Annotated in this window: 19 protein-coding genes and 1 pseudogene; 13 read left to right on the top strand and 7 right to left on the bottom strand. The window is 39.9% G+C overall.

The features are described from left to right. Positions 1 to 106: 106 nt before the first annotated feature. From ACDX78_RS21015 to ACDX78_RS21000, 4 genes and pseudogenes are all read right to left on the bottom strand, one after another. Positions 107 to 316, bottom strand: a pseudogene (locus ACDX78_RS21015) (LysR substrate-binding domain-containing protein); the annotation flags it as partial. 136 nt (positions 317 to 452) lie between these two features. Continuing rightward, positions 453 to 2,606 (bottom strand): heavy metal translocating P-type ATPase, encoded by a 2,154-nt coding sequence (locus ACDX78_RS21010; RefSeq protein ID WP_486030477.1) that lies wholly within the window; start codon positions 2,604 to 2,606, stop codon positions 453 to 455. After that, positions 2,599 to 2,964, bottom strand: a complete 366-nt coding sequence (locus ACDX78_RS21005) for an ArsR/SmtB family transcription factor (RefSeq protein ID WP_486030475.1) — start codon at positions 2,962 to 2,964, stop codon at positions 2,599 to 2,601. Before ACDX78_RS21005 ends, ACDX78_RS21010 begins: the two co-directional genes overlap by 8 nt. A 470-nt stretch (positions 2,965 to 3,434) precedes the next feature. Next, positions 3,435 to 4,064 (bottom strand): VOC family protein, encoded by a 630-nt coding sequence (locus ACDX78_RS21000; protein WP_486030474.1) that lies wholly within the window; start codon positions 4,062 to 4,064, stop codon positions 3,435 to 3,437. Between the two features lie 85 nt (positions 4,065 to 4,149). Between ACDX78_RS21000 and ACDX78_RS20995 the strand changes: the two genes are divergently transcribed. From ACDX78_RS20995 to ACDX78_RS20970, 6 genes are all read left to right on the top strand, one after another. After that, positions 4,150 to 4,731: a GNAT family N-acetyltransferase gene (locus ACDX78_RS20995; protein WP_486030473.1), complete on the top strand. Its 582-nt coding sequence runs from the start codon at positions 4,150 to 4,152 to the stop codon at positions 4,729 to 4,731. Positions 4,732 to 4,814: 83 nt separating this feature from the next. Continuing rightward, complete coding sequence (locus ACDX78_RS20990) at positions 4,815 to 5,504, top strand: response regulator transcription factor (RefSeq protein WP_486030471.1); 690 nt, start codon at positions 4,815 to 4,817, stop codon at positions 5,502 to 5,504. Further along, positions 5,501 to 6,859 (top strand): sensor histidine kinase, encoded by a 1,359-nt coding sequence (locus tag ACDX78_RS20985; protein ID WP_486030469.1) that lies wholly within the window; start codon positions 5,501 to 5,503, stop codon positions 6,857 to 6,859. Before ACDX78_RS20990 ends, ACDX78_RS20985 begins: the two co-directional genes overlap by 4 nt. 92 nt (positions 6,860 to 6,951) lie before the next feature. After that, positions 6,952 to 7,770: a PepSY domain-containing protein gene (locus ACDX78_RS20980; protein WP_486030467.1), complete on the top strand. Its 819-nt coding sequence runs from the start codon at positions 6,952 to 6,954 to the stop codon at positions 7,768 to 7,770. 73 nt (positions 7,771 to 7,843) lie between these two features. Continuing rightward, positions 7,844 to 8,470: a PepSY domain-containing protein gene (locus tag ACDX78_RS20975; protein WP_486030465.1), complete on the top strand. Its 627-nt coding sequence runs from the start codon at positions 7,844 to 7,846 to the stop codon at positions 8,468 to 8,470. A gap of 540 nt (positions 8,471 to 9,010) precedes the next feature. Then, positions 9,011 to 9,307 (top strand): CD3324 family protein, encoded by a 297-nt coding sequence (locus ACDX78_RS20970; protein WP_486030463.1) that lies wholly within the window; start codon positions 9,011 to 9,013, stop codon positions 9,305 to 9,307. Between the two features lie 26 nt (positions 9,308 to 9,333). Here ACDX78_RS20970 and ACDX78_RS20965 read toward each other — a convergent pair whose 3' ends face one another. Then, positions 9,334 to 9,903, bottom strand: coding sequence for an NADPH-dependent FMN reductase (locus ACDX78_RS20965; protein WP_486030462.1), 570 nt, complete (start codon positions 9,901 to 9,903; stop codon positions 9,334 to 9,336). A gap of 453 nt (positions 9,904 to 10,356) precedes the next feature. Between ACDX78_RS20965 and ACDX78_RS20960 the strand changes: the two genes are divergently transcribed. The 6 genes from ACDX78_RS20960 to ACDX78_RS20935 all read left to right on the top strand — a co-directional run bounded on the left by ACDX78_RS20960 (position 10,357) and on the right by ACDX78_RS20935 (position 15,404). Next, positions 10,357 to 10,527: a hypothetical protein gene (locus ACDX78_RS20960; protein ID WP_486030460.1), complete on the top strand. Its 171-nt coding sequence runs from the start codon at positions 10,357 to 10,359 to the stop codon at positions 10,525 to 10,527. A 197-nt stretch (positions 10,528 to 10,724) separates the two neighbouring features. Continuing rightward, entirely contained in the window at positions 10,725 to 11,420 is a 696-nt protein-coding gene (locus tag ACDX78_RS20955; RefSeq protein WP_486030458.1) for an ABC transporter ATP-binding protein, read from the top strand. Then, positions 11,417 to 12,814: a hypothetical protein gene (locus ACDX78_RS20950; protein WP_486030457.1), complete on the top strand. Its 1,398-nt coding sequence runs from the start codon at positions 11,417 to 11,419 to the stop codon at positions 12,812 to 12,814. Before ACDX78_RS20955 ends, ACDX78_RS20950 begins: the two co-directional genes overlap by 4 nt. Positions 12,815 to 13,819: 1,005 nt before the next feature. Then, complete coding sequence (locus ACDX78_RS20945) at positions 13,820 to 14,089, top strand: glutaredoxin family protein (protein ID WP_486030455.1); 270 nt, start codon at positions 13,820 to 13,822, stop codon at positions 14,087 to 14,089. A 70-nt stretch (positions 14,090 to 14,159) separates the two neighbouring features. Further along, positions 14,160 to 14,543 carry a YppG family protein gene (locus ACDX78_RS20940; protein WP_486030453.1) on the top strand — a complete coding sequence of 128 codons (384 nt, stop codon included), beginning with the start codon at positions 14,160 to 14,162 and terminating at the stop codon, positions 14,541 to 14,543. A 159-nt stretch (positions 14,544 to 14,702) separates the two neighbouring features. Beyond that, complete coding sequence (locus tag ACDX78_RS20935) at positions 14,703 to 15,404, top strand: alpha/beta hydrolase (RefSeq protein WP_486030451.1); 702 nt, start codon at positions 14,703 to 14,705, stop codon at positions 15,402 to 15,404. A 263-nt stretch (positions 15,405 to 15,667) separates the two neighbouring features. Here ACDX78_RS20935 and ACDX78_RS20930 read toward each other — a convergent pair whose 3' ends face one another. Further along, positions 15,668 to 16,522 carry a DegV family protein gene (locus tag ACDX78_RS20930; RefSeq protein ID WP_486030449.1) on the bottom strand — a complete coding sequence of 285 codons (855 nt, stop codon included), beginning with the start codon at positions 16,520 to 16,522 and terminating at the stop codon, positions 15,668 to 15,670. Positions 16,523 to 16,650: 128 nt separating this feature from the next. Further along, positions 16,651 to 17,556, bottom strand: a complete 906-nt coding sequence (locus ACDX78_RS20925) for a DMT family transporter (RefSeq protein WP_486030447.1) — start codon at positions 17,554 to 17,556, stop codon at positions 16,651 to 16,653. 452 nt (positions 17,557 to 18,008) lie between these two features. On the opposite strand from ACDX78_RS20925, the gene cshA reads away from it, so the two are divergent. Then, a complete protein-coding gene (gene cshA, locus ACDX78_RS20920; protein WP_486030446.1) occupies positions 18,009 to 19,472 on the top strand; it encodes a degradosome RNA helicase CshA in 1,464 nt (487 codons plus the stop codon). Positions 19,473 to 19,514 lie beyond the last annotated feature (42 nt).

Below are 19,514 nucleotides of genomic sequence, written 5' to 3'. Positions count from 1 at the left end.
AGAGGGGCTGGGTGTAAATAGTTCACCAATGTGACAGCTCCACTGACGTTAAGCGGGAATGTGTCGATACGTTAGAAACCCCCACTTCAAATTTTTGAATAGAAAATTAAGTGGTGGGAATATTCATTAATTGATCTATGGATGTTTTCGTATTATCCGATATCAAAACAAGTTCCTCTTGAAAAATCTCATGGGAAATGAGTTCCGGATGATGGCTGATCTCTGAGACGAAAGCGCCGTCCAAATTGTGGTTTAATATATCATCCTGAAGCCGCTCCGTTACCCCAGTAATAAGTGTTAAGTCCTCATTTTTATATTTTTTATTGTAGCAAAAAAGAGCAAAATCAAAAGCTTATTTCAAAGGAGAGCTGCAGGAAACAGGAACATAATAAAAAACGACTTCGCAGGAAGTCGTTTTTTATTTCAGCAGATTTTTAGGAAATGGATGAGTATTATAGGCTTTTAGGCTGAAAAGGAATTGATTGCTGTACCCCAGCTTTTTTTCCCTCTCCACCATTTACCCTCAGCAGTCTTAACGCATTTAATGTCACAAGCAGCGTTGCTCCCATATCTGCAAATATGGCAATCCAGAGGGTTAGCCAACCTGGAATGACAAGCAGCAGAGCGAGAATTTTAATGCCGATGGAAAAAGCGATATTTTGCTTTATAATCGTAAGTGCCTTTCTGCTTAGCTTGACTGTATAAGGGAGTTTCTTCAAATCATCCCCCATCAGTGCTACATCTGCTGTTTCCAGCGCACTGTCCGTCCCGGCTGTTCCCATTGCAATCCCTACAGTGGAGGCCGCCAGTGCCGGGGTATCATTAATACCGTCACCGACCATGGCTATATTTCCATATTCCTTATCATATTTTTTAATAAAGTTTAATTTATCTTCCGGAAGAAGCCCTGCTTTTGTATCGGTAATACCGAGCTCTCCACTTAATGCTTCTGCTGTTTTTGGGTGATCCCCTGTAAGCATGAACGAATGCTTGATGCCTAAGTCATGCAGTTTGGTGATTACCGATGGACTTTCCGTTCTCGGTTCATCCCTTAGTGCAACAGCAAGCAAAATTTCTTCATTTGTACCGCAAAGCATCATTGTTTTTCCTGCATCCTGATAATCAGCAATTGATGCCTGTACCTCACTGTTTACATTTTCCATTTCTGAAAAAAGTTTTGGAGAACCGGCAAAAAGTTCCTCCCCATTTATTTGTCCTTTAATACCTCTACCTGGAATGGTTGTAAAATCATCTACTTCCACAGATGTAAAATCTGTACTTTGTGCTTTTGCATAATCCAAGATAGAGGCCGCCAATGGATGTTGTGATTTGTTTTCCAGCGCAGCTAAATAGCTCAATGCCTTATTTCGATCCTCCGTGAAATATGCAGTATCAGTAACAACTGGAGTTCCTTTCGTCAATGTACCGGTTTTATCAAATGCGATCGATTTAAGAGAACCGATTTGTTCAAGATAGAGGCCACCTTTAATAAGTACACCATTTTTTGCAGCATTGCCAATCGCAGTTACAATAGCAACTGGGGTAGAAACTACCAGTGCACATGGACAGCCGACAACTAATACAGCAAGTCCCTGGTAAATCCAATCCATCCAAACCCCGCCAAAAAGCGGTGGTACGATGGCTACAACTGCCGCAATAACAATGATCAGCGGCGTATAATAAGCAGCAAAACGGTCAATGAATGTCTGGGATGGGGCACGTTCTGCCTGGGCATCCTCTACTAAATGAATGATCTTTGCGATGGTTGTATCCTCTGCCCTTTTTGTTACTTTGATTTCCAAAAAGCCGTCATGATTAATCGTGCCAGCGTACACTTCATCATGCAGCTGCTTTTCGACAGGGATGGATTCCCCAGTAATTGGTGCCTGATTGATGTTAGAGAAACCTTTCTGAATGATCCCGTCCATAGCAAGCTTTTCCCCGGGTTTTACAAGCATGATGTCACCGATTTTAATTTCATCAATAGAGACAGTCTGTTCTGTGCCACCCCTCATAATCGTTGCAGTTTTAGGAGCGATTCCCATTAGCTGCTTAATCGAGGAGCGGGCTTTATCCATGGAATAGGATTCCAATGTTTCACTGATCGCAAACAGAATGACAACGATGGCTGCTTCCATCCACTCGCCGATGATCGTCGCGCCGATAACAGCGATCGTCATTAATGTATTCATATCAAACTGGAGACGGACGAGATTTCTTAGTCCTGCACGGAATAGCGTAAGTCCGCCAATAAGAATAGCAAATGCCAGTAAAAGCGTTGTAACTAAATCAGCCGCATCGAAAAACAGGGAAGCTGAAAACCCTGCAATAATGAGGAGTGCTGCTATAAAGAGCCGGTGGTTACGAACCCAGAAAGGTTCCTCCTTTTTTTCATTTGGATCATCCACAACTTTGATTCCTTCAAAGGACCCGGCTTTTTCTATGTCCGCGACCGAAGCATTCCCATTAATCACAACTTTTGATGCGCCAAAGTTCACCTCGGCATCTTTCACGCCATCAATCCGCTTTATATTATTTTTAAATGTTTGTGCACAGGTGGTACAGGAAATGCCCTGCACTCGGTATGTTTGCTGTTCATTAGACATGGACAGGATACTCCTTCATATGATGAAAAGCCTGCTTAATGATTTGATGGATATGTTCGTCGGCCAGGGAATAATAAACAAGCTTGCCTTCTTTGCGAAAGTCCGTTATACCAGCTTTGTAAAGCTGCCTTAAATGATGCGAGGTAGTAGCAGTTGTTGCTTCAATGATTGCAGCAAGATCACAGACGCACAGTTCTTCTTCCATTAATAGTGCATAGGCAACCTGCAGCCGGTTTTTATCGGCGAGTAATTTATATAACGTGCTGACCTCTGAAACTGGCTGCACGGAAAGCTGCTGTTTTACACGTTGTACTTTGTCTTCATGTATACAGGTTATTTCACATATGTCTTTAGCCAATGAGCACACTCCTAACATTCAAATGGTTATTTGATTATATTATATTCAAATATGTGTTTGAATGTCAAATCTAATGGCTATTGACAAAATGAAATATATAAATGTTTGAAATGGGGGCGATTGGTAGTGTAGATAGGGAAAAAGCTGAAATTGAGTATTGTCAAATTTGGCATATAATAAAAGGAGAAGGCGTACAATAGTAGAAACCCCGATGTGTTAGCATCGAGGTTCTCTAGAGCTACCCCCGGATAGAAGCGGCGGTGGCGTATAGGAAAGTAATCCTCTTTCCGGTCCAATTCACAGGAGAGGGATTACTTTTTTCTAGTTATCAAGATGACTACAAAAACAATCCTGATCACCATGGTGGTGAACGAGATCATCCGTATCAATCTTTGATACAAATAATCACAAAGCCTTATTTAATTTAATTCAGAAAACGGGGAAAAAAACCTTCAATCCTTCCTAAGTTCTCACTTAAAGGTAAAGTCAAGCTCTATATCACCTTCAAACTTCAACCGACTATTTTCCAACTGAATGACATCTTCAGTTTCTTCAAGCTTGAATATTTCTTTAAACAGTGCTTTATTGGTCGCATCCAGTGAGACTTCCTCTATTTTTTTATCGTTAATAAGTGCCTTATCCTGTGGCACATTTTTCGTTTTTCCCCACTCCACAATAAATGGAAGCGTTCTTTCTGATTGAGGAAACAGCATCCGCCATTCCAGTCTCGAGCCATCTGGTCTCTGTCTGCTTCCGGTGAACGGGCCATTGTAATCTACTTCAGCTATCTTGAAGTGTTCAAGAAAATCATCCATGTTGTCTGTGCGAAATGCAAACTGGATAAACCCTTCCTGACCCTTCGACAACGTACCATATGTTTGTACAATAAGCGGATTGTCCGAAGCTGCAGCTAGCTTTTCATCAAACATTCCGATCCACTCAATATAACAGTCGTTTTTAAAGTAGGCTAAATAATTGTATGTGCCCCAGTTTTCATGCTTTCCGCCTTCCACCACTTTTACGTCATGTTTTTCTGCAAATTCCATCGCTGCTTTTTCAGGGTCTTTCACTGCAAAAATCAAATGATCCAATGCCAACATAAAAAAACCTCCCATAATCTTTTCAATTGTCTTGTTTCTAAGTATAATGGTTTAATAATCAAACGTGAAGAAGTAGGTGCTGCAAATGAAAAAAGCTATTTTAAAAGATTTTCCAAATGAATTTCGTACAGAAAGGCTATTAATCCGATTGCCTCTCCCTGGTGATGGGAAAGCTGTGTATGAAGCAATTCAGGCCAGTAAAGATGAATTAAAGCTTTGGCTGGAATTTGCACAGCACGACCAATCTTTAGAGCAAACTGAAGCAAATGTAAGAGAGGCACATGCTGACTTTTTGAAACGCACTGACATGCGACTGCATATTTTCCATTATGAGACAAATGAATTTATTGGATGTACCGGGCTGCATGCGATAGATTGGGAGGTTCCCAAATTCGAAATAGGATACTGGATAGATTCAAGGCAAACGGGTAAGGGTTATATCACAGAAGCTGTTCAGGGAGTAACGAATTTTGCATTTCAAACATTAGAGGCAAACCGCGTGGAAATACGTTGTGATGCCAAAAATAATAAATCAAGAGCCATTCCTGAAAGATTGGAATTTCCGCTGGAAGGCATTCATTATAAAGATGCTGTGGAAATTGACGGAAGTGAATTAAGAGACACTTGTGTTTATGCAAAAGTCATGAGGGACAGGGGGACAGGTTAACTGTCCCAGTTGATGTTATTTTGAAAATAAAGGACAAGGTACCTGTCCCTCTGTCCCATTCAAAAAGCAGGTGGTAATTTGTGATGGAACCGACTATTTTAATAGTAGAAGATGAAAAGAAATTAAGCCGGGTACTGCAACTTGAGTTGCAATATGAAAATTATCAAACGGAAATTGCCGATAACGGGAAGGATGCGCTCCGGTTGATAGAAGAAAAAGATTGGGATCTTGTTTTACTCGATATCATGATTCCCGAATTAAGCGGACTGGAGGTATTACGCAGAATTCGCAAGACGGATGACGCCACGCCCATACTTCTGCTAACTGCAAGAGATGAGGTGCATGACAAGGTGAGCGGACTGGATCTTGGGGCAAATGACTACATTACAAAGCCTTTCCAGATTGAAGAGCTGCTTGCCAGAATTAGAGTTCACTTGCGAGCTCCGAAAGTAAAACAGGCAAATGGGGAGGTACTCTTTGTTGGTGATCTAAAAGTAGATTTAAATGCACATGAAGTGACACTTGACGGCGGTGCGATCGATCTAACGCCGAGGGAGTTTGATCTCCTTGTCTACTTGCTGAAAAATAAAAATATAGTACTTTCAAGAGAACAGTTGATTGAAGAGGTATGGGGGTTCGATTATTTCGGGGACACCAATGTCGTAGATGTTTATATCCGATATTTACGGCAAAAAATTGATAAAGACTATGAACGAGCTTATATTCAAACTGTTCGCGGTGTCGGATATACGATAAAGGAACAGAAAAAATGAAACTGCGTACAAAAATTCAATTGTTTACCAGTCTATTTATGCTTGTTTTGATTTTACTTGTAAATACATCCATATATTATCTGTTCTATCAGATTAGTGCAGAAAGTGAATTGGAGCAAGTGAAATCCCAGACAGACACGATGGCAGAGGAATTGGCAAGAGAATTGGTTGAAAATCCGGAAGTTGCCAGCGATTTAATTGTGGCATATTTGCCTACCAATGGGATGGCGAGAGTATTTCCGCAAGAGGGGGAGCCGCTGGGATGGCATTGGAGGCCGGATGCCTACACTACATTCGAAGGAGAATTTAATACTACCGAAAATCAACATATCATCACACCGGAAGACGGTGCCAATGTTGCTGTTGTGACGAAGCCGATTATATGGAGTAATGGAGATGTAGTAACATTAGAAGTTTCCAATCATTTAATTGAGCTCGACAATACGATGACTACCTTGTTTTATGTGCTGGTGGTCGCTTCCATTATCATGCTTATCCCAACCGTATTGGCGGGAAATGTGTTAAGCAGATTTTTATTGAATCCTATTACGGATCTGATTGATACAATGAAAGAAAATACAAAACAGGCAAAATGGAAAAAGATAGAAGTGGAAAGCAGGTCCAATGATGAATTATCTGAGATGGAAAATACATTTAATGAGATGATTGATCGTTTAAGGGAGAATTTTGAAAAACAAGAGGTCTTCGTATCAGATGCCTCCCATGAATTGAAAACTCCCATCTCCATTGTAAAAAGCTATTCACAGCTTTTGAAGCGGAGAGGGCATGAAAATCCGGAACTGGTTGAAGAATCCATTGAAGCAATTGATTCAGAAGCCGATCGTATGCAAAAATTGGTGGAACAGCTGCTCGCATTGGCCAAGAATAAAAATGAAGCCGTAACAAAGCAAGTGGATATGACGGTTCTATGTGAAGAAACAATTAAAACATTTCAGGGGGCTTATGAAAGAGAGATTAACTTTCAAAAAACACCAGCATATGCTGTGGTTGATGGTAATCCGGATCAATTAGAGCAGATCATTTATATTTTGATTGATAATGCATTGAAATACAGTGAGCATAAAGTGGATGTGTCATTGACCTCTCATGGTGAATGGATGAAGCTTGTCGTAACCGATTACGGCCAAGGTATCCCGAAAGAAGAACAACAGCGGATTTTTGATCGTTTTTATCGGCTTGATAAAGCAAGAGGCCGTGAAACCGGAGGTACAGGGCTTGGACTTGCTATCGCCAAGGCAATTGCCTCCATGCATAACGGAGAGTTGGAGGTTAACAGTGAAATTGGTAAAGGATCTTCATTTACACTTGTTTTGCCGATGGTTAAAGCGGACTAATGTATTTCTCATCAAATTCTAATTTTACTCACAGTGTTCTTTCATTCTCTAAGGCTATGATATAAATAGAAACAAACAAGGAGGAGATTGAAATGAATAAAAAAATTGGAATGATTGCTGCAGTGATAGTAGGTGCTTTTGTTCTTGGTATAGGAATATATCAATCGGATGCTTCACAAGTTGATCCGAAATTATCGGAAGGAGATATCCGTGAGCTGGTAGGTGCTCAATACCCGGGTGAAATAACAGAACTTGAATTGGAAAAAGAATTAGACAGAGTGATCTATGGCGTAGAGGTCGCTGGCGAAAGCAAGGAATATGATATGCAGCTTGACGGGGACACCGGCGAAGTGTTGGAAATAAGAGAAAAGGAAATCACAGCTAAACCAAATGAAACAGATGATGAGAAAGATACCGTGCAAATCGAGGAACGAAATGAAGAGAATTCAAAAGCAACAGAGAAAAACAATGAACAGTCAGCTGACAATCATGACATTTTATCGATTGAACAAGTGAAAGAAATTGCATTAAATGAGTTTCCGGGTGTGATTAAAGAGCTAGAGCTGGATAAAGATGACGGCCGCTTAGAATATGAAATCGAAATAAAAAATGAAAACAGAGAAGAAGCAGAACTGGATATTGACGCTCACACCGGAGAAATTTTAAAAATGGACTTGGAATTGAAGCCCAACAGTACAGGCAGCAAACAATTGCCCGAAGACATTCTTAGTGTGGCAGAAATTAGTGAAATTGCGTTAAATGAATTTTCAGGCAGATTAAAAGAAATTGAACTGGATACAGATGATGGACACCTCATTTATGAAGTGGAAATAAAAAATAAAGGTAAAGAAGCCGAGATGGACATTGATGCACGCACCGGTGAGATTTTTGAAATAGAGATAGATGATTAATTCAGTTGATTTCTAATGCAAGTTTTCGGAAGTAAATCTTTCGGATCTTATAAAATGAGCAGGGGGGAGAGCTATGAGGAAGAAAATTTGGATAATAACGACTGTAATAATTGGTGTAGCCGTACTGGGAATAGGCATCTATCAATCTGACGCGGTTCATGGTGATCCTGATTTGTCTCAAGAAGCGATCCGAGAGATTGTTAATACCCAATATCCCGGAGAGATAACGGAAATCACCCTGGAAAAAGATGTGCAGTCTGCTGTATATGTAGTTCAACTGGAATATGACGGAAAAGCATATACGTTGAGAATGGATGGGAATACCGGTGAAGTTGTTGAAATGTATGAGGAAGAACTGCCAGCGTCCCAGCAGGAAGAGAGTTCTGGTGACGAGTCTACAGACACGAACAGTTCAACAGATGATCATGCAGATGAACAAGAAGAGGAAGAAGCTGCAGAAAATAAAGAAGAGCAGACAGAAGAATCAGATCGTGAGGAAAGATCAACCATTGACACTGAAGAAGCACAACGTATTGCATTAAATGAGTTTGATGGTACGGTGACCTCTTTGGAACTTGATGAAGATGATGGCCGTTTGATTTATGAAATAGAAATTGAACGTGGCAATCACGAAGCAGAAATTGAAATTGATGCATTTACTGGAGAAATACTCGTTATTTCGATTGATATAGATGATTAAAGGATGTCACCTGGGTGGCATCTTTTTTGGCAGTTAAGAAAGTATAAAAACTTTCTTATTGTATAAGTGTAACCAAGGTTGTCACCTAAAGTCTTGGTGATAACCAAGTTTTCTAAATGGAAAAAAGTTAATTTTCCAAGATGAAAATAATTATAACCAAACTTTCCCTTGTTTACGCCCTGATTCTATGAGTTAATGAAGGTGTCGGACCGATAGACACTGGAGAAAGGAGGCTGATTATATTGATCACAAAAATTGAGGTGATTTCCGCTTAAGCGGAAATGTACACAAATGGGCCGTGCCATCGCGGTCCTATTTTTAAACTTTGCAAATTCGGAACATTAGTACCTTTAAATAATAAGGAAAAACGATTATACTGTTTTGTATGTAAAAGAGGAACGCTGTTCTATTTATAAAAGACTGTGTGTACCTATTTTTCAATGAAATAAAATTTAAAGGAAAGGAGACAAGAAGTGATGGATAAAATAAGTAGAAATCAAATATTAACCTGCCTATATTCGGAAGAGGAGGACAAAATCCATGCAGTACAAAAATGCAAAAGAGGTGCTTCCCCCTAGTCTGCTGAAAGAAATGCAGAAGTATATCCAGGGTGAACTGGTTTATATTCCTAAAGCAAAAAATAAGCGGGCGGGCTGGGGAGAAGTCAATGGCTCCCGTCAATTAATTAAAAAGCGGAATGAAACGATATATGAATTATATGAGCAAGGCAAGAGTTTGGAAGACCTTGAGACCATGTATAATTTATCTGTGGACAGCATACGCAAAATCGTTTATAACACGCGTTGTGTTAATAATGATGCAAAAGAAAGTATGTAACAAAAGTGGCGCAGTGGGCAATAATTTCACTGCGCTTTTGATTTGGACTTATTATATCTATTGTTAATCGCTTTCTGGAGGTAAATCATTTCTTCTGCTAATTTCTGAATCCTTTCGGCAACATTGCGGTCAATAATTTCCTCACTTTCTTCATTAAAGGCGTCATTCTGGATAAAGACATTTCCAGTTGGGATCAGTCCCTTAAAATAGGAAAGCACCGGCTTCAGTTGATATTCCGGCACCAGGAAATGTTTGTCAGACCAACCGGTTGCTACAATGCTTGTCACTTTATATTTGAATGCATTTTCAGGCAGGTGATCCAGCAGGTTTTTTAATGCTCCCGAAATGGATGCCTGGTAAATGGGTGTGCCGAATACAAGGAAATCAGCCGACGTTATTTTATTAACCACGTTCCATGTATCATCGTTATAGTCTACTAATGGGGCGCCAACAGAAAATTCTACCTCATAGTCCCTCAAGTCAATTAATTCAGTCTGTATGCTAGAGTCAAGAAGCTGCGCCTCGACCAAAACGTCATTTACAGCCAGAGACGTTTTTTCACCGGCCAATGCTCCAGATATTCCTGCGAGTTTCATTATTCTTACCTCATTTCTTTATGAAGGTACGTATTCATAAGCTGCTATTGTTATTTAGAAGTTGTAAATGTCATTTTATATGAAGTAAATCGTATTATCAAAAACGAAGCTTGATAAAGGTTATATGAAGGCATACTGGTGTACATATTATTATTCCAAACCATAATAAAAAATAACTATACTCATTCTTTCTCTTGTTGACCAAGCTCTCAGCATGCATTAATAGATATGTCGCAAAAAATTCTGGTAGAGAAAGGGGCGGATGAAAGTGCAAATAATCATAAAGGTGATTGCAGTCAGATGGTCATAAAAGTTTGTGTAAAAGTAAACGGGAAAGAATTCGTATTTACCAATAACTAAAATTATCGCACTACTCAAGTATAATTATCCGTCAATATGCCAAACCAGAAGCCTTCCTGTGTCGTGTTATTTACATGAAGGGAGAAGGTAAACGTGAATTTTCATACAGACATTTATAAATGCATTGCACATGATCGATTAGAAAAAATTAAAAAAGAAACCTATGAAAAACACTGCTATTATAATAAAAAGGCAGATTCGATTGAATGGAAAATGATCAATATTTTGTTTTTAAGTCCAATTTTACGGATATGGAAGGCTTAAATTAAAAGTTAATAAGGGTGAAAGATGGATGTATATATTTATAGTAATGAAGATACCAATATAGTGAATACGATAAAAAACATGAAAACAGTCTCCTGAATCATTTGAACGGGGGCTGTTTTTTTGAGTCTTACAGTGAAACCTTCTTTCATACAAAAACGTATCTACATTAGTGAAACAAGCAAGGGGAGATACACATGAAAGCACTGGAAGTAAAAAACGTAACAACGACATTATCAAATACTACGCTTCTGGAGGACATTACCTTTGATCTGGAAGCCGGTTCTGTTATTGCGCTGGTCGGGCACAATGGTGCGGGAAAATCAACGTTGTTTAAAACAATCCTTGGCATGATGGAAAAAGTTTCAGGAAAAATTAAAGTGAATGAAAATGATGACCAGGATGATTCCTTTTTAACCTTTAAACAAATGATATCCTATTTACCGGAAGAACCACTTCTGTTAACAGAACTGACAGCCATGCAGCATTTTCAGCTATACGGCATGAGTTATGAGCTCTCTGAAAAAGTATTAACAGAGCGGATTGATCGCTATATTTCAGGTTTTGAACTGGAAGACAAATTACATGAGTACCCGGAAGCACTTTCAAAAGGAATGCGGCAAAAAGTACAAACCATATGCGCATTGCTTCCGGATACACCTATTTTATTAATTGACGAGCCATTTATCGGGCTTGATGTGTATGCAATGGATTATTTGCAGGAAATCATTAAGCAAAAAGTAAGGAATGGAACAAGTATATTGCTGACCACCCACCAGCTGGAAAGAATTAGGGATTTAGCGGATTCATTTATCATGCTTCAACATGGAAAAATTCAAAGTCAAGGACCGATCAGTGAATTTGAAACGATTCAGAGGAGAACGGAGGTATGATTCGAAAACCATCAATCTGGAAAGCATTCCTGTTTTTAAGCAAAAATCGTTTTCATAAAAAAAGTAAGCTTAGAAAAATGGCATTGGAGCTGGTTATTGATAGAACGACAGCTATTTATCTCCTATTATTTTTTGGATACATGTTTGCTGCAATGTTTATTTTTGGGGATATTACAGAGGAACTTCGCCCTTATTTTATGTTTTTGGAAAGGAATGCAGAGACTGGCTTTTGGATTATATTAACAGCACTGCCCATAAGGTATGTATTTAAAGCTTTCAGGCAACCAGGGATTAAATTTTCCAGTTCTGAATATCAATTAAGCTTGCTGCCATATGCCAGGGAAAAAGTCTGGCTGCTCACTTTGGCAGGGAGAGTGGTGAAAAAGACACTTGTATATGGTATCGGAGCAGGGATAGTAGTGATTTTAACACCTATTTCAAGCCCCCTTGTAATTTCCTACATTGCGTTATTTCTTACCTACGATGTCATCATGGCCGTGCCGCAATGGAAGTTGTTTCAACAGCGTGTTTGGGTGAAAATAGGGCTGCTGCTTGCTGTAATCGGCATAAATGTACTTGGCATTGTATTGGCATCACCGATTGTTGGGATTGTTTTAGCTGGATTGATCGTTATTTCCCAGATTTATTTAATTCCAAGAACATTTAAGGGAATTGACTGGTCCCGGGTGACGGAAATAAGTGATTACCATGTATGGAATATGCAGCTAATCGGTTTTGCCTCCAGCACAAAAATGAAGCGTCAGAAAAGGTTCGGGATATATCAAAATTCGCCGAAACGTAAAGTTCCCTTTCGTACAAACAAGGCAATTCATCATCGGATGTGGAAAGTTTATCTGTTTAAAAACTATGAGTTATTATTCCGGCTGATCGGTGTGCTATTCCTCATGCTGATTGTGTTGCCATTTCTTTACGAAATCGCACTGCCAATTGGGATGGCGATTGTGATATATGCCTACAGCTCGGTGATGTCCACTTTTTTTATGGACCGCTTCCGAGCAGATATGCTGGAGGTGTTGCCGTGGGATTTATCAGGGTATCGAAAAAGTTTTTTTACTTGGACAGCTGCAGGGGGAGCTATCCTGTTAATACCAGCGGTGATCGGAATGTATTTGATCGCGAGTTACTGGGTATTTCTTTACATTGCATTATTTATTAGTGTGTTTTTATATAGCTTTTTCTTGAAAATGAATAAGTCCATGGTAATTTTGGCGAAGAAATTAAAGTTTTTCCAGCTTGAAGAAGGGATGCATTTTTTGTGTGTTATCCTCGTTGGTTTCAGCGGGTTATACCCTTTGCTGACACTGACATTTCCGTTAGTTTTCATGCTCGCCAAAAAACAAATGAATAAGGACGATAAATTTCTGCAAGTGTGATAGATATCATAGCAGCCTGTTTTTATGTGCGATATGATAATGATGCGGATACGGGATGTCTCTGGTCTATCTAAATGTGCAGGTAAGTCAGTATGCCTGTCCTGAATACGGAAGCAAGCTCTGAATAAAGAGCTTGCTTCTTTTTGTAAGGCTGTTTTCTTAAAGATTGGGGCTAGTAGTTACTCGCTCCACTGAAAAAATTCGGAACTGCGCGTAAATGCTCGTCCCATCGATAAGATTTGTTGTTATTGACAGAATATCTATAAACTGTGACGTAACTATTCTTTATTTCCTAAGTCTCTAAGCAACACCTACCGTCCGGGATCGCTTCGGGCGGATGCTTTCCGCGGGCACGGCCTCAGCCTCGGGCTAACAGGATGTTAGTCATGAAGGCGTTGCGACAGGACGTCGCGACTTTAGCCTTCCATCCACTCGACCGCTCTGCGGGGTCTTCGGACTCGTGCTGTTCCCGCAGGACAAGGAAGGCTACGTCAGCATTACATCGCACGAAGAAAATTGCATTATATTTTCGAGGAGTCACCGCCCTACGCTCACCCGTACTAGTGAGAGCACAATTGCTTCGGTCAATTGCACTAGTAATAGTAGTAAACCAATTCCAGCGGAGGAAATACACGGAGACTCCTGCGGGAGGAATGACCTCGGTGAGACCCCGCAGTGCGACAAATGAAGGCCGACTAAAACCGCCCTTTGCGGGCAACGTCGGCATACCCCTTGTCGGGGCAAGGAGGCTCACCAGCCACCCGCGGAAAGCGTAGTGTATTGCCGGAGCGTTAATCGGTACTCAAACAACATTTAAAGTTACGCCGCAGTTTCCTTCAACTCCAAACAATAAAAGCAAAAAATTTTACGAAAACAGCTTTTTGTAAAAAAAATGAAATACAAGCAACCTTTTTGTAATATTTTTAATGAAAATAAGTTTAAGTAACCGATAATCGGGTATATAATCAGTGTCCGGATTTGAAGCCAGTAGGGAGGAATACAGATATGAATGAGAAGAAAGTTGTTGTGTATATTAGTGAAGACAGCAGCAAATGCAATCAGCTTTTATTTGAGTTAGACAAATTGGATGTAAATTATGAAATAAAAAATGTGACAAAAAATAAAGACTTTATGAAAGAACTGCAAAATGAAGGAGTTTATGGAACGCCGGCAACATTCATCGGAAACAACAATACTCCGATTTTAGGGGTTCAAAAAAATAAAATAAAACAAACATTGGTTGAAGGAGAACTAGGTTGGAATCATTACTTCTAGCTGAAGCACATGCTCATGAAAATATGCATAGTTTATTACAGATAATACTGTGCAAAAGAGGTGTGTAAGCATGTTCCATCGTCCTTATTATCTTCCACAACAGGAGCAGCCTTATTACCATGACAGTCAGGAAATGAACCCATTTCCACATCAGCCGTTCTACGAAAGTACTTCATATAACGAGCAGCCAGTCCATCAAACACCATATGAATATTTCGCAAAGCCAATTCAGCCGAATTGGCAGGGCATGATGCATCAACCACAAGGGAATTACACTTCGCAGCCGCAGCCGCCAATAAAACCCGTAAATAGCATTATGAGTAATTTTCAAAATCAGGATGGCAAGGTTGATATCGATAAAATGTTAGGTACAGTAGGACAAATGGCCAATACGTATCATCAGGTTTCTCCTATATTTAAACAGTTTGGTACGTTTTTGAAAGGGTTCAGATAAAGTGTGGAGCTGATGCGATGGATTTGCATCAGCTTTGCCTTTTGTATGGGATTATATATCCAGAAATGGTAAATAAAAAAGGGTGCATAATGGGACAACAGTAATATTTTTTCAAAGAAAGGGTAAATGTATGATAAGAGCTGCAGAGGAGAATGAAATATGATTGGTTGTTTAATGATCCATGGATATACCGGTGGCCCTCATGAATTATCTCCGCTGGCACAATTTTTGGATGACAGGACAAATTGGGAAATAGAAGTACCAACGCTTCCAGGCCATGGGAAAAACCTGAATTTGAGAGATATCTCCCACGAAAGCTGGATTAGTGCGGCGGAAAAAGCCATGCAAAAACTGACTCAAAAATGTGACAAAATATACTTGATTGGTTTTTCCATGGGAGGAATGATTGCTGCTTATTTAGCTGCACAGTATAAGGTGGAGAAGCTTGTCCTGCTAGCCACAGCCGGTAAATATTTGTCGTTCAAGCAAATAGGCATGGATATGGGCGAGATTTTAGCGGATGGCTTAAAAGGAGAACTTGAAAGCAACAAAATATATCTTCATTATAAGAATAAAACAGGACATGTCCCTTTTAAAGCTAATATAGAATTTATGAAATTGGTGAAATTCACAAGACGATATTTAAAAGAAGTAAAGACACCAGTTCTCATTGCGCAAGGGCAACAGGATGGAATGGTGCCGTATAAAACAGCATATTATTTAGATAAGGAAATAACTTCCGAGCAAAAGGAAGTCGTCTTCTTTGAAAGGTCAAAGCACCTTATTTGCCTGGGTGATGATAAAGACACACTAAACACAATGGTGCTGAAATTCCTGGAAAAACCCGCAGTTGAAGTATGAGAACTGTTATGCAATCAAGGAAATCAAGCGAGACTTCTTCCTAATTCAATAGGGAGATGAATCGCTTTTTTTTTGATATTTCCCCTAAATAATCCCGTTCGTATTTCTATGTCATGTTTCTCTCAAGAAAGCCTTGCCGGTGTAATTATCGACCGTTATTTACATAATGAGTAGTTATCCGAGCAGCCGTTACGAAACCGCCATCTACTGTTATTCACGCGATCGACATACCCGTTCCGGCTGCAATATCGAAACATGATTAATTAATCTTTAAAGAAAGAAATAACTAAGGCACCTTTTCCGCCATAGGTGGAAATCAATGGCCCTGTTTCGGTTATAAAGCTATCCTTAAATGGGTATTTCTTTTTGATTTCAGCAAGTACGCTTTTTGCTCTTTCTTCGTCATTGCAATGTGTCATCGCAATTACTTTATCTTCTACATTCTTCGTATACTCCCCAATTTGTTCCACAAAACGGCGAACAGATTTCTTTTCGCCACGTACTTTTTCAGTGACTTCAATGGTCCCTTCTTCGCTTGCTTTCATTAGCAATTTGATATTCAAGGTCTTGGCAATCGTACCCTTTACTTTGTCCAAGCGTCCACCCATAATCAAATTCTCCAATGTCTTTAACACGAATAATGTTGCTGTCTTTTCTATCTTTTGAGATAGATGGGCAACGATATTTTCAAATGTTTCTTCTTCGGATATTTTTTTATTTGCTTCATCGACAAGTAGAGCGATGCCACATGAGGCGGTTTTTGTATTGAGTACTTCAATGACACGATCCGGTTCCTCTTCAAGCAGCAAATTCTTTCCGGCAATAGCATTTTCATAGGTGCTGCTTAACCCTTTTGTTAGACTAAGCATGATAATTGGTTTTTCCCTGTCTATCTGTTTATACGCTTCATAAAAGTCATGCGGGCTTGGGGCGGCAGACCGCGGCAGTTCATTTGTGTCTTTTATTTTTTGGTAAAACGTCGGCAGATCTATGTCAATTCCGCTCTTATACTGGCTGTCTTTAAAATGCAGATAAAGCGGTACAATTTGCAGATCGGCTTTTTCAATTAACTGTTTTGGAATATCTGCCCCGCTGTCAGTCATTAATTGTATATTCAAGAAAATCACCTGTCCTTGTGCTTATTATATCAATAAATTTGTGCTGGTGACATAGTTAACCCCGCTTTTTCCTGAAAAAGTGCAGCACATTTACTGGGAAAATGGAAAGCGAGAATCGTCCTCCTGTTTCAACTTCTTTTTGAGATGGTGACGGAAGGTTTTCTGGTGGTGCTCATGATGAATAGGAACAAGCCAAATATGACGATAGACCCGCCTAAGAGCTGTGACCATGTGACGACTTCTCCCAGGATAAAGTATGCAAGTATGGTTGCTCCGACTGGTTCAAATACGATTCCCATGGAGATGGTTGCGGTACTTAGCCATTTCAGTGCCCAGTTAAATAAGGAATGGCCCAGGAAAGTCGGGAAAATAGCCAGTGCGAGAAATAGCCACCAATGATCCGCCGGATATCCGGTGAAATCATTTTGCAGCACAATATTGTATAAAATCAATGCAACAGAGGCTATACCATAGACAAGAAAGGTATATGTCATTAAAGACAGATTCCTTCTGGCAGATTGTCCCATCAAAAAATATACGGTTACCGTAATGGCTCCCAGCAGCGCAAGAATATTTCCGAAAAGAGCCAAGCCACTGATCAGGAAGTCTCCCCAGCTGATAATAATGCTGCCGAATAATGCTATCAGCATACTTATGATGGCGCCGGGAGAAAATCGTTCCTTGAAAAATAAATAGGTGCCCCAAAAAGCAAATATTGGCTGTAAGCTGACGAGCACAACCGAGCTGGCAACGGATGTATAATTTAAAGATTCAAACCAGAGAATAAAATGAGCAGCTAAAAAAACACCGGCAAAAATAGATAAAATCCAATCCTTATTGGATATTTTTCTGAATTCATGTCGATATTTCATCAAGATAATAGGTAACATAAGTAATGCAGCAAATAATAATCGGTAATTCGCAATGATGGCAGCTGGGGCGTCATCAGCCAATCTAACCAATATGGCAGAAGCGGACACTGTAATTACGCCAATAACCACTGCTGCATGCGGATTAAATGGAGGGAGTCGCATGGAAGATCCTCCTTGTAGAGTCATGATTATTTAGTTTATCATGGTCTCACATAAAAATCATTTATCTTGATAGTATCACCAGTCATTATGTGATATGATGATACAGGTAAAGATTTCGGGTTCTTGTGATAAGGATGTATGATTTGGATTGAATTTCATGAATATATTTTCGGACAACGAATGATAAAATTTTAATATATGTTTTTTCTTGAGTTTAACTAAAACACAAAATGTTTACTGTCAAATAGAGGCGGGAAACGACTTGTAAATGAATGTAAACAAGAGGAAAATCAGGTTTAATCCTGATTGATAAAAACCAAAGTCAGAAAAAAGTATAATGTTTTTTCAGTCAAGAACCCATTTTCATGGCAGATGGCGGCTGCAGCCATGATGGCTTTTTATCAGCCAAATACCGAGTTATGAAATAGCAAGAAAAAGGAGTAGAGGATTAGGTGACAACATTTAATGAATTAAACATTTCAAATCCAATTATGAAAGCATTGGAAAATATGGGATTTGAAGAAGCAACACCAATTCAATCAGAAACAATCCCATATGCGCTTGAAGGAAATGACGTTATTGGACAAGCCCAGACAGGTACAGGGAAAACAGCAGCATTTGGTATTCCGATGATTGAAAAAATTGATGCAAAGAAAAGAAAAGTACAAGGGCTCGTCGTGGCGCCAACCCGGGAACTGGCGATCCAAGTGGCAGAGGAGATTAACCGGTTAAGTAAATTTAAAAGAGTCCGGGCCTTGGCTATATTCGGCGGCCAGCATATGGAACGGCAAATCCGTGCGCTTAAAGAAGGGCCGCAAATCGTTGTGGCAACCCCGGGAAGGTTGCTCGATCATATGCGGAGAAAAACAATTCGGATCGATATGGTAGAAACCACGGTCCTGGATGAAGCAGATGAAATGTTGAACATGGGCTTTATTGACGATATTCGTGAAATTCTGAAGGGAATACCGGAAGATAGACAAACATTATTATTTTCCGCTACAATGCCGAAAGAAATTCGTGACATTGCAACGAATATGATGAAAGAGCCAAAGGAAATAAAAGTAAAAGCAAAAGAAATGACCGTGGAGAATATTGATCAATTTTTCATAGAAATCCCGGAAAAGTTTAAATTTGATACGTTAAATAATCATTTGGACATTAATTCTCCAGAACTCGCGATCGTTTTCGCCAGAACAAAAAAGCGTGTGGATGAAGTAACGGAAGGCTTGCAGGCAAGAGGCTACCGTGCGGAAGGTATCCATGGTGATTTAACGCAGGGGAAACGCATGTCAGTATTAAATAAATTTAAAAATAACCGGGTAGATGTACTGGTAGCTACGGATGTAGCGGCACGAGGGCTTGACATATCCGGTGTGACCCATGTGTATAATTTCGATATACCACAGGATCCGGAAAGCTATGTACACCGAATTGGCCGGACGGGGAGAGCAGGACGTACGGGAGAAGCCATCTCTTTCGTTACACCAAGGGAAATGGCGCACCTGCAGTTGATTGAAAAAACAACCAAGAGTAAAATGAAGCGGCTGGTACCGCCAACCATCCATGATGCACGTAAGGGACAGCAGCAAGTTACAGTGGATAAAATCCTGAAAACGATCGAACAGTCTGATTTAAAGCCGTATAAGCAAACAGCAAATGATCTTCTCGAGGATCATGATTCCATTTCTGTGATTGCAGCTGCTCTGAAACTGATGACGAAGGAACGAAGAGATACACCGGTAAGAATTTCTTCCGTGGCTCCAATCAGCGTGAAAAAAGCACAGCGGTCCAAAGACAATAATCGCCGTTCCAATAATAAACGGTTTTATGGAAAACGGGGACAAGGGAACCGCGGACAGGGCGGCCGAAATCAAGGTGGAAGAAACCGAAAAGGAAATTACAACAAACGATAGAATAAAGCAAACTCTGAAAAAAGCTCTCTTTGCAAAGGAGCT

The sequence above is a fragment of the Virgibacillus oceani genome (assembly GCF_041521345.1).
In the GTDB taxonomy this organism is placed as follows: domain Bacteria; phylum Bacillota; class Bacilli; order Bacillales; family Amphibacillaceae; genus Virgibacillus_N; species Virgibacillus_N oceani_A.
The sequence above is the reverse complement of the archived record's forward strand: the minus strand, read 5'-3'. Positions and strand labels throughout refer to the sequence as shown.

Excerpts from the sequence above, each read along its gene's own strand:
- ACDX78_RS20945 (WP_486030455.1), top strand. The coding sequence starts at position 13,820 with ATGAATGAGAAGAAAGTTGTTGTGTATATTAGTGAAGACAGCAGCAAA.
- ACDX78_RS21000 (WP_486030474.1), bottom strand. The coding sequence starts at position 4,064 with ATGTTGGCATTGGATCATTTGATTTTTGCAGTGAAAGACCCTGAAAAA.
- ACDX78_RS20990 (WP_486030471.1), top strand. The coding sequence starts at position 4,815 with ATGGAACCGACTATTTTAATAGTAGAAGATGAAAAGAAATTAAGCCGG.
- ACDX78_RS20925 (WP_486030447.1), bottom strand. The coding sequence starts at position 17,556 with ATGCGACTCCCTCCATTTAATCCGCATGCAGCAGTGGTTATTGGCGTA.
- ACDX78_RS20955 (WP_486030458.1), top strand. The coding sequence starts at position 10,725 with ATGAAAGCACTGGAAGTAAAAAACGTAACAACGACATTATCAAATACT.
- ACDX78_RS20935 (WP_486030451.1), top strand. The coding sequence starts at position 14,703 with ATGATTGGTTGTTTAATGATCCATGGATATACCGGTGGCCCTCATGAA.
- ACDX78_RS20995 (WP_486030473.1), top strand. The coding sequence starts at position 4,150 with ATGAAAAAAGCTATTTTAAAAGATTTTCCAAATGAATTTCGTACAGAA.
- ACDX78_RS20975 (WP_486030465.1), top strand. The coding sequence starts at position 7,844 with ATGAGGAAGAAAATTTGGATAATAACGACTGTAATAATTGGTGTAGCC.
- ACDX78_RS21010 (WP_486030477.1), bottom strand. The coding sequence starts at position 2,606 with ATGTCTAATGAACAGCAAACATACCGAGTGCAGGGCATTTCCTGTACC.
- ACDX78_RS20980 (WP_486030467.1), top strand. The coding sequence starts at position 6,952 with ATGAATAAAAAAATTGGAATGATTGCTGCAGTGATAGTAGGTGCTTTT.
- ACDX78_RS20970 (WP_486030463.1), top strand. The coding sequence starts at position 9,011 with ATGCAGTACAAAAATGCAAAAGAGGTGCTTCCCCCTAGTCTGCTGAAA.
- ACDX78_RS20985 (WP_486030469.1), top strand. The coding sequence starts at position 5,501 with ATGAAACTGCGTACAAAAATTCAATTGTTTACCAGTCTATTTATGCTT.
- ACDX78_RS20940 (WP_486030453.1), top strand. The coding sequence starts at position 14,160 with ATGTTCCATCGTCCTTATTATCTTCCACAACAGGAGCAGCCTTATTAC.
- ACDX78_RS20965 (WP_486030462.1), bottom strand. The coding sequence starts at position 9,903 with ATGAAACTCGCAGGAATATCTGGAGCATTGGCCGGTGAAAAAACGTCT.
- ACDX78_RS20950 (WP_486030457.1), top strand. The coding sequence starts at position 11,417 with ATGATTCGAAAACCATCAATCTGGAAAGCATTCCTGTTTTTAAGCAAA.